This is a genomic window from Mesorhizobium sp. B3-2-1 (assembly GCF_006439515.1).
Taxonomy (GTDB): Bacteria; Pseudomonadota; Alphaproteobacteria; order Rhizobiales; family Rhizobiaceae; genus Mesorhizobium.
In genome coordinates this window covers 153,037-161,976 of sequence record NZ_VFTI01000011.1, presented here as the reverse complement: position 1 = coordinate 161,976, position 8,940 = coordinate 153,037, and the positions used below count along the sequence as shown (strand labels likewise).

Here is an 8,940-nt window from a genome sequence, read left to right as displayed (position 1 = left end):
ATCCGCAATTCATGCCGACCGTTGGCGGCGGTGGTGCGCAGCGTGAGTGCCTAAAGCATGGTGCCGAAAAAGTATGAAGCGGTTTCGAACAACATCATGCCTGCTGGGATTTGCTGCCTGATCCGGGCGTAAAAACACCAGTACACAGCTCTTGCAGCTTCGAAAACACACCCTTGCCGCCTGTGATGACCTGTGTCCCGCTCTGCAACACCGTCTTCGGATTCGCCTTCAGGATCGTGCCGCCGGCTTCCTCGATCAGCAGCATGCCGGCCACGCAGTCCCAGGCGTTCATGTGTTCTTCCACATAGCCGAGCAGCCGGCCCGAGGCGACATAGGCGAGCATCAGCGCGCCGGAGGCGTTTCGGAAGAAGACGCCGCCCTCGGCCAGGATCTTCTTGATCAGCACGGCGATGTTTTCGGCCTCGGCCCGGTTTGAGAAGCCGGTGCCCACCGAGCCCTCTTCCAGGCTGGTCGCCGCGCTCGTCCTGATCGGCCGGCCGTTGACGAAGGCGCCGCCGCCCAGCCTTCCGTGGAAGGTCTCACCGGTCGACGGCTCGTGGATGACGCCGACGATCGTCTCTCCATCCCTTGCGCAAGCGATCACCACGCACCAGGCCGGAATGCCGCGCACGAAATTGGCGGTGCCGTCGATGGGGTCGATGACCCAGACATGGCCGGTCGAGCCGGCGACCGAGGCATGCTCCTCGCCGACGATGCCGTCCTGCGGATAGTCGGCGGCGATTGCCGCGCGGATGAACAGTTCGACTTCGCGGTCGGCTTGCGAGACCAGGTCCTGATGACCCTTGCTTTCGATGGTCAGGCTGTCGAGATCCCGGAAATATTGCAGGCCAAGTTCGCCGGCGCGCCGCGCCAGATCAATCGCGAAGTGCATGCGTGCGTCGAGGTCATGTGTCACGGAAAAGCTCGCTCCTGCCTGAGGATGACCCGCACTTAGCAGAGCATCGCTACAGGCAAAAGCACCTGGCGGCCTATTAATTCAGGCTGCTTGCGAAAGCGATTTGTGGGCCTCGGCCAGAATCTCGAAGGAGCGCACGCGAGCGGCGTGATCGAAGATCTGCGCGGTGACCATCAGCTCGTCGGCGCCGGTGCGGCGCACGAACGCATCGATGCCTTGCCGGACCGTTTCCGGCGAGCCGACGACGGCGCATGACAGCGCCTGGCCGAGCATGGTCTTCGCCATCGGGTCGAGATCCCGGTCATAGTTCTCGACCGGCGGCGGCAATCTTCCGGGCCTGCCGGTGCGCAGATTGACGAAGGCCTGCTGCAGCGAGGTGAACAGCAGCCGTGCCTCGGCGTCGGTGGGTGCCGCGAAGACGTTGAGGCCGAGCATGACATGCGGCTTGTCGAGCTGCTCCGACGGCTGGAAGCGCGAGCGGTAGATGTCCAGCGCGTGATCGAGCTCCGCCGGCGCGAAATGCGAGGCGAAGGCGTAGGGCAGGCCGAGCATGGCGGCGAGTTGCGCGCCGTAGAGGCTCGACCCGAGAATCCAGATCGGCACGGTCTGGCCTTCGCCGGGCACGGCGCGCAGGCGCTGGCCTTCCTCGGCGGGCAGGAAATAGCCCATCAGCTCGACGACATCCTGCGGGAAATTGTCGACGCCGGCCTCGAGATTGCGGCGCAATGCGCGCGCCGTGTTCATGTCGGTGCCGGGCGCGCGGCCTAGCCCCAGGTCGATACGGCCGGGAAACAAGGCGGCCAGCGTGCCGAACTGCTCGGCGATCACCAGCGGCGCATGGTTGGGCAGCATGATGCCGCCGGCGCCGACACGAATGGTTTTCGTACCGCCAGCGACGTGGGCGATTACGACCGATGTGGCCGCACTGGCGATGCCTGGCATGTTGTGGTGCTCGGCCAGCCAGTACCGCTTGTAGCCGAGCCGCTCGGCGTGGCGCGCGAGGTCAAGCGAATTGGCGAGCGATTGCGAGGCATCGCTGCCTTCGATGATCGGCGACAGGTCGAGAACGGACAGTTCGGTCATGTACTGGTCTCCACGATCTTCTTCTCGCGCACCCTGGCCTCGAAGGCCGTGCGGTCGGGAATGGTGATGCCGAGCTGGCCTTCCAGCGTGTCGGCGAGTTCGGCGGCGGTGGCGATCTGCTTCTGCTCGATTCGGCCATCGATGTGATGGATCGACAGGCGATTGCCACGCAAGGCGTAGCGCCGGTCCGGCGCGGCGCGCGCGGCCAAAACCGAGGTCCGGAAATGCGATGCCGGGTTGGTCGACAGGAAATAGTTGGCGACGGAATAGTCGACCTCATATTGCGGCTGCAGATCGAAGCGATACAGCGAGCGCCAGTCGCCGCCGATAGCGGCCTGCAGGCGGAAGTGGTCGCCGATTTCGATGATGCGGAACGTTTCGTGCGGGGTCGTCTGTTCGAGGTCCGGCTCGAGCAGCAGCGGGGCGGTCAGGGTCAGGCCGCCGAAGCCGACATCGGCTATATAGGTCCGGCTATCGAGCTCGGCGCGTAAAAGCATGTGGCTGCGCGCCGTGATCGCGTCCTCGCTCTGACCCCAGAGCACACGCGCGGCGAGGCCGCCGACCTCGAAGCCAAGCGCCTTCAGCGCATGCATGAAAATGAGATTGTGCTCGAAGCAATAGCCGCCACGCCCGTCAAGGACGATCTTGTCCTGTAGCGATGCGGCGTCCAATCGGACCGGGCGCCCCAGAAACGGATCCATGTTCTCGAAAGGGATCGCCTGCGGATGCAGGAAATGAAGCGTCTTCAGCGTGTCGAGCGAAGCATCCCTGGAACCGGCATGGCCGATCCGGGCGAAATAGGCGTCGAGGTCGAAGGGAGCGTCGTTCATCGGGAAGGGCACCGGGCGCTGATCGGGCGGATATAGGCATTCGATCCCGCAGCCGCAAACCGTGCGCCGTTTATGCGGCGGCCGTGCCGTCCTGCTCGTCGGCTTCCTCCTCCATCACCGCTGTATGTTGCGCGGCGAGAAAATTGCCGACATGGCTAAGGCTCTCGAAATGGTCGCAGAACACCTTGACGACGACCAGCAGCGGCACCGCCATCAGCGCGCCGACGAAGCCCCACAGCCATGACCAGAATGCGATGGCGATGAAGATCGCCACGGCGTTGATCTCAAGCCGCCGCCCGACCACCATGGGCGTTACGAACTGGCCTTCGATGATGTCACACAACACCAGGAAGGCAGGCGCCAACAACGCGTAGGCGATCGTGTCGAAGCTGATCAGTGCGATGACCGTGACCAGGACAAACGTGATCATGGCTCCGACATAGGGCAGGAAATTGAGCAGAGCGGCCGCCGCGCCCCAGACCAGCGGATTGGGCATGCCAAGCGCCCACAGGCCGAGGCCGATGACCGTGCCGAGGCCGGTGTTGATGATGGTGACGGTGAGCAGATAGTGCGAGATTTCCCGCTCGACGTCGTAGACGATGCGCAGCGCCCGCTTCTTTTCGGTGAGGCTGGCGAAGGATTGGATGATCTTTTCGTAGAACATCGTGCCCGAGGCGAGCAGGAACAGCGACAACACGAAGATGATGGTCAGGCTTGTTCCGGCCGACAGGATGTTGCTCGCCGCCGCCGAGAGGAAGCCTGACTGCGCTACCGCGACTTTTTGCACACCCGGCTCCTGCGAGGTCTCGGTCAGCCCTTCGATCTGGTGCGCAATCTCCATGATCCTCTCGACCGGCCGTCGCAACTGCGCCAATCGCTCGGTCAGTTGCTGGCCGATGGACGACGTGTTGTTGATGAGATCGATGACGGGGCCGCTGAGCACATAGCCGGCGCTCGCGAAGATGAAGACGGACACAAGCACCAGAAGCGTCGCCGAAACCACTTCGGGAATGCCGCGCTTGCGCAGCAGCCGCACGATCGGCGTCAGCGTCAGCGTCAGCAGGAAGGCCAGGATGACCGGCATGAAGAAGGCGCGCGCGAAATAGAGCGCATAGACGGTCATGAACAGGAAGATGCCGATGAGCAGCGAGCGCATCAGGCGCGTATCGGCGCGCGCCGCCACACGCGTCTCTTCAGCTTCGGCTGCGCCTGCGCCCAAAGCGGCAGGTTCGGCTTTCATCGTGATCCCCTCGGCGGCAACTGATGCGATCCGCTGACGAAAAACGCCGGCGCGGCTTCAAGGTTCCGTTAGCCGGCACTGACGGCGCGGGCCGCAGTTGAGGGGTGCTGCCGCCAACTGCGCAACCGGTGGCTCGCCTACGAGTATCCCATATTACATACCGTGTCCGGGCACGTGGCGGGCCTAGTACGGGAGCGGCTGGAATTGCTTCCGGTTCACGCAACAGGCGCCGCCATGGCCGGCGCGGGTTTCGCCGTTTCCTTGCGCACGATCGGCGCCACCTTGGTGCCGTAAAGCTCGATCGCCTTCATGATCTTGGCGTGCGGCATGATGCCGATCGCCATTTGCAGCAGGAAGCGGTCGTTGCCGAAAATCCTGTGCTGGGCAACGATCTTTTCCGCAACCTGTTCCGGATTGCCGACGAACAGGGCGCCATTGGGACCGCGCGACTGGTCGAAATGCGCGCGCGATGTTGGGCCCCAGCCGCGCTCTCGGCCGATGCGGTTCATCACCTCGGCCTGCGGGCCATAGAAATCGTCCGCCGCCTGCTCGGTCGTCTCGGCGATGAAGCCATGCACGTTGATGCTGGTGGCCAACCCTGCCGGATCGCTGCCGGCGCGCTTGGCTGCCTCACGGTAGAGGTCGAACAGCGGCGCGAAGCGCGCCGGTTCGCCGCCGATGATGGCAAGCGCCAGCGGCAGGCCGAGCGCGCCGGCGCGGGCGGCCGATTGCGGCGTTCCACCAATGGCGATCCAGACCGGCAGCCTCTCCTGGAACGGCCTGGGATAGACGCCGCGATCGTTGATCGGCGCGCGCAGATTGCCTGACCAGGTAACCTTCACCTGATCGCGGATGGCAAGCAGCAAGTCGAGCTTTTCGGCGAACAGCTCGTCATAGTCTTCGAGGTTGTAGCCGAACAGCGGAAAGGATTCGATGAACGATCCGCGCCCGGCCATGATCTCGGCGCGGCCGCCCGACAGGAGGTCGAGTGTGGCGAATTGCTGAAAAACGCGCACCGGATCGTCGGAGGACAGCACGGTGACCGCACTGGTCAGCTTGATGCGCTTCGAACGCTCCGCAGCCGAGGCCAAAGCCACGACCGGCGCCGAAGCGGCATAGTCGGGCCGATGGTGTTCGCCGAGGCCAAAGACATCGAGGCCGACCTGGTCGGCCAGTTCGACCTCCTCGATCAGGTTGCGCAGCCGCTCATGCGGGCCGATGGCGCCGGGGCCCGGCACGGGGCTCACATCGGCAAAAGTGTAGAGGCCGAGTTCCATTTTGATGTCATCCCAGTGTGTTGATTGTCGCGCTAGAGGTAGCGACCTGTCCGCCACGCCGCCAGAGGGTGGCTGGTGAACAGTGCATGTCGATTTCGGCGGGAAATGCGTCTCCCCGGTGCAACATCCCGGATTTTCATGGCTGGCATGCCGTTTTGGCGCTTGAACTCCCGGTTTTCGCGCGTATGTAAGCGTCGCGAATAGACTTCAAGGAAGTGGACTTGGCTATCTACAGGGAAAAAGACATTTTCGAGCGGCGCAATGCCGCGACCGAGGCAAAGAAGGCGCTTCTGGAGCGCTTCAAGTCAAAGCCGGCAGCAGACGATCCCGCAGTGCTGGCACGACAGGCCGAACGCAAGGCGATCCTTGCGGCTCGCGAGATCCGCGAGGCCGAAAAGGCCAGGCTGAAGCAGGAAAAGCTGGCGCGCGAAGCGATCGAGAAGGCCGAGCGTGAGGCCGCAGCCGAAGCGGCGCGCATTGCCGCCGAAGAGGCGGCGCAAGCGGAAGCCAAGCTTCGGGAAGCTGAAGAGAACGAGCGTATTGCTCGTTTGCTTGCCGATGAAGCCGAGCGAAAGGCAAAGCGCGACGCGCGCTATGCGGCACGCAAGCAGCGCACCGGCAGGACACCTCCCGGCTTTACGGGTCGCTAAGAGCGCACTCGACCTCGACGGATGATGAATGAGGGACGCGCCAAGGCGCGGCCCTTTTCGCATTTGTCCATGTCGGCTCGGCCGATATCGTCGGCCGGCGGACAAGGCCGTTCAAGCCGCGAATTTCAGCCCCATGATACCGCAGACGATTAACGCGATGCAGCCGAGCCTGATGGCCGTGACGGGCTCGCCCAGCAGCCAGATGCCAAGCAGCGCCGTGCCGACGGTGCCGATACCGGTCCACACCGCATAGGCGGTGCCGACAGGCAGCGCCTTCAGCGCGAGGCCGAGCAAGGTGAGGCTGACGATCATCGACGCGACCGTGAGCAGGGTCGGGACAAGCCTGGTGAACCCGTCGGTGTATTTGAGACCGATCGCCCAGCCGATTTCGAACAGGCCGGCGAAAAACAGAAAAGTCCAGGACATCGCAACGCTCCATCGGAACATCCAGGCTTTCTGGCCTCGAATGCTCAGCGGCAATGGCGGGTCGTCCCGACCGAATTTTCGGAAAGTGCGAGGTCGTCCCCGCGCCGTCGATGCAGGGCTGTCCGAACGCCCGATCACCACATGCCGGCGGCAGTGTCGAATGCCGCCGGTGAAATCCCGCCCTGCCGGTTGCCGAGACTTACTTTTCCTTGAGCCTCATCGCCTTGACCGGTGCTGCCTTGAGGGTCGGAGCGGCTACAGGCTTCTTGGCGTCTTTCTTTGGTTTGCGGGCTTCCTTGCCTGCCTTCATCGCACCTTTGGCCATGATTCGTTCCTCCTGTTGCGGGAAACGGAGTGAAACAAGACAAACGCCAGACTGCAAGAGGGTAGTGCGTGCTGCCAACGCTGGCAGGCCGCTTTCAACCGGTTTCTAATTTGCTCGTAAACCCCGGCGGTCCATGCCATGGTTGTCTTCGCACTGCAGCATCGACCCGTGCACCGCCGGGTGATCGTCAGGCAGGCCGGTCAGGACGACAATGCGGATCCACATCGGCTGCGAGATGAGCTTCGATTTTCCGCAGGAGACGCCGCTCATCGCGATGCTCAATGTCCACTATTCCCGCGCCTCCGATCTCGAGCGCCCGGATTTCCTGACCTCCAACCCGCCGGTGCCGATTGAAAGTTATCGCGACAGTTTCGGAAACTGGTGCAACCGATTCGTCGCCCCACCCGGGCGTTTCACTTTCGGCACGGATGCGGTGATCCGCGACCCCGGCACATTCGAGATGGGCGAACTGATGGCGTGGCAGCACGAGGTTCGCGACCTGCCGGCGGAAACGCTGCTGTTCCTGCTGCCCAGCCGGTTTTGCGAGAGTGACCTCCTGGCAAGCGAGGCATGGCGGCTGTTCGGCCATACGCCGGCCGGCATCCCGCGCGTGCAGGCGGTGTGCGATTTCGTCCACAACCACATCGTCTTCGATTACGGCAACGCACGGGTGACGCGCACCGCCGCGGAAGCCTGGCGCGAACGGAGTGGCGTGTGCCGCGATTTCGCGCATCTCGCCGTCACATTCTGCCGGGCACTCAATATCCCGACGCGCTATTGCACCGGCTACATCAGCGACATCGGCATGCCGAAGCCCTGGGCGAGCATGGATTTCTGTGCCTGGATGGAGGTTTACCTCGGCGGCCGCTGGCACGCTTTCGATCCGCGCAACAACGCGCCACGCATCGGCCGCATCCTGATCGCCTCGGGCCGTGACGCGGCGGACGTGCCGCTGACCCATATTTTTCGGACCAGGTACACTCGCTGGCTTCAAGGTATGGACCGACGAAATCCAGGAATAGCTGGCGTTGTTGCCAGCAGGTTTCGAAGACGTTGAACGACCCGACGATTGGCGCGTTGTGATGGCTGTGCAGCTCCGCGGCGGAGCCGCTGTATCGTACCTCAAAGAGGATAAACCTGCATGGCAGGGCATGGCGGCTCCAGAACGGTCATCTATGCGGCGCTCGCCGGCAATCTCGCCATAGCGCTGACCAAGTTCGCCGCCGCCTTTTTCACCGGCAGTTCGGCCATGCTGTCGGAAGGCGTGCACTCGCTGGTCGATACCGGCAATGGCGGCCTGCTGCTTTACGGCATGCACCGCGCCGCGCGTCCGGCAGACAGTACGCATCCGCTCGGCCACGGCCGTGAACTCTATTTCTGGAGCTTCATCGTCGCCCTTCTGGTCTTCGCGCTGGGCGCCGGCGTGTCGTTCTACGAGGGCATCGTCCACATCATGGCGCCGGAGCCGGTCGCCAACGTCAAGGTCAACTACATCGTTCTCGGCCTGTCCTTCCTGTTCGAAGGCAGCTCCTGGCTGGTGGCACTGAGGGTATTCCGCAAGCAGAAGGGCAAGCAAGGCTGGCTGCAGGCCGTGCAATCGAGCAAGGACCCGAGCGTCTATACGGTGCTGTTCGAAGACAGTGCGGCCCTTCTCGGTCTGACCGTCGCCTTTGCCGGCATCCTGGCGGCGGAGATTTTCGAGATGCCCGAACTCGACGGCGCTGCCTCGATCGGCATCGCGCTCATACTTGGTGCGACGGCAATCTTTCTGGCGCGTGAAAGCAAGGGCCTGCTCATCGGCGAGCCGGCCTCACCCGAGGTGCAGAGGAAGGTGCTGGCGATCGTCCAGCAGGATCCGGCGGTGCAGCGGGCGAACGGTGTGCTGACGGTGCATATGGGACCGGAAGAGATCGTTGCCGCCCTGAGCATCGAATTCGAGGACCATCTGTCGGCGCCTGAGATCGAGGCTTGTATCGAGCGTCTCGAGGCACGGCTGAGGAAGGAGATGCCCGAAATCACGAGGCTGTTCGTCAAGCCGCAGACGTCAGGCACCTGGGAAACGCGGCGCAAGCTGATCGAATCCGCGTCCGGATAGAGTTTGGCCATGATCCGAAAATCCCCTCTTCCTGATCATGCCTTGGCTCTGGACCAGCGCCGCGCCGTTGCCTCGCGTTCCCGCGCCGCTAAGATCAC

General features: G+C 63.4%; 9 protein-coding genes and 1 pseudogene. 3 read left to right on the top strand and 7 right to left on the bottom strand.

All coding sequences use genetic code 11. From position 1 onward, the window contains the following. Positions 1–94: 94 nt before the first annotated feature. From FJW08_RS14150 to FJW08_RS14130, 5 genes are all read right to left on the bottom strand, one after another. Positions 95–916: an inositol monophosphatase family protein gene (locus tag FJW08_RS14150; protein WP_140811076.1), complete on the bottom strand. Its 822-nt coding sequence runs from the start codon at positions 914–916 to the stop codon at positions 95–97. 81 nt (positions 917–997) lie between these two features. Beyond that, complete coding sequence (locus FJW08_RS14145; protein ID WP_140811075.1) at positions 998–1,999, bottom strand: LLM class flavin-dependent oxidoreductase; 1,002 nt, start codon at positions 1,997–1,999, stop codon at positions 998–1,000. After that, on the bottom strand, positions 1,996–2,829 hold the full coding sequence (locus FJW08_RS14140) for an arylamine N-acetyltransferase (RefSeq protein WP_140811074.1): 834 nt from the start codon (positions 2,827–2,829) through the stop codon (positions 1,996–1,998). The genes FJW08_RS14145 and FJW08_RS14140 overlap by 4 nt, the downstream gene beginning before the upstream one ends. A 70-nt stretch (positions 2,830–2,899) precedes the next feature. Continuing rightward, positions 2,900–4,069 (bottom strand): AI-2E family transporter, encoded by a 1,170-nt coding sequence (locus FJW08_RS14135; protein ID WP_140757367.1) that lies wholly within the window; start codon positions 4,067–4,069, stop codon positions 2,900–2,902. Between the two features lie 215 nt (positions 4,070–4,284). Further along, positions 4,285–5,346: an LLM class flavin-dependent oxidoreductase gene (locus FJW08_RS14130; RefSeq protein WP_140811072.1), complete on the bottom strand. Its 1,062-nt coding sequence runs from the start codon at positions 5,344–5,346 to the stop codon at positions 4,285–4,287. A 221-nt stretch (positions 5,347–5,567) separates the two neighbouring features. Here FJW08_RS14130 and FJW08_RS14125 point away from each other — a divergent pair, with 221 nt between their 5' ends. Then, positions 5,568–5,996 (top strand): DUF6481 family protein, encoded by a 429-nt coding sequence (locus FJW08_RS14125; RefSeq protein ID WP_140757369.1) that lies wholly within the window; start codon positions 5,568–5,570, stop codon positions 5,994–5,996. 111 nt (positions 5,997–6,107) lie between these two features. Here FJW08_RS14125 and sugE read toward each other — a convergent pair whose 3' ends face one another. Together sugE and FJW08_RS33250 are read right to left on the bottom strand one after the other, a co-directional pair. Then, positions 6,108–6,422 carry a quaternary ammonium compound efflux SMR transporter SugE gene (sugE, locus tag FJW08_RS14120; RefSeq protein ID WP_140757370.1) on the bottom strand — a complete coding sequence of 105 codons (315 nt, stop codon included), beginning with the start codon at positions 6,420–6,422 and terminating at the stop codon, positions 6,108–6,110. Positions 6,423–6,621: 199 nt separating this feature from the next. Beyond that, positions 6,622–6,747, bottom strand: a complete 126-nt coding sequence (locus tag FJW08_RS33250) for a hypothetical protein (protein WP_140757371.1) — start codon at positions 6,745–6,747, stop codon at positions 6,622–6,624. 211 nt (positions 6,748–6,958) lie between these two features. Here FJW08_RS33250 and FJW08_RS14110 point away from each other — a divergent pair. Both FJW08_RS14110 and FJW08_RS14105 read left to right on the top strand, forming a co-directional pair. Next, positions 6,959–7,769: pseudogene (locus FJW08_RS14110) on the top strand (transglutaminase family protein). A gap of 119 nt (positions 7,770–7,888) precedes the next feature. Further along, on the top strand, positions 7,889–8,842 hold the full coding sequence (locus FJW08_RS14105; protein ID WP_140757373.1) for a cation diffusion facilitator family transporter: 954 nt from the start codon (positions 7,889–7,891) through the stop codon (positions 8,840–8,842). Positions 8,843–8,940: the final 98 nt, after the last annotated feature.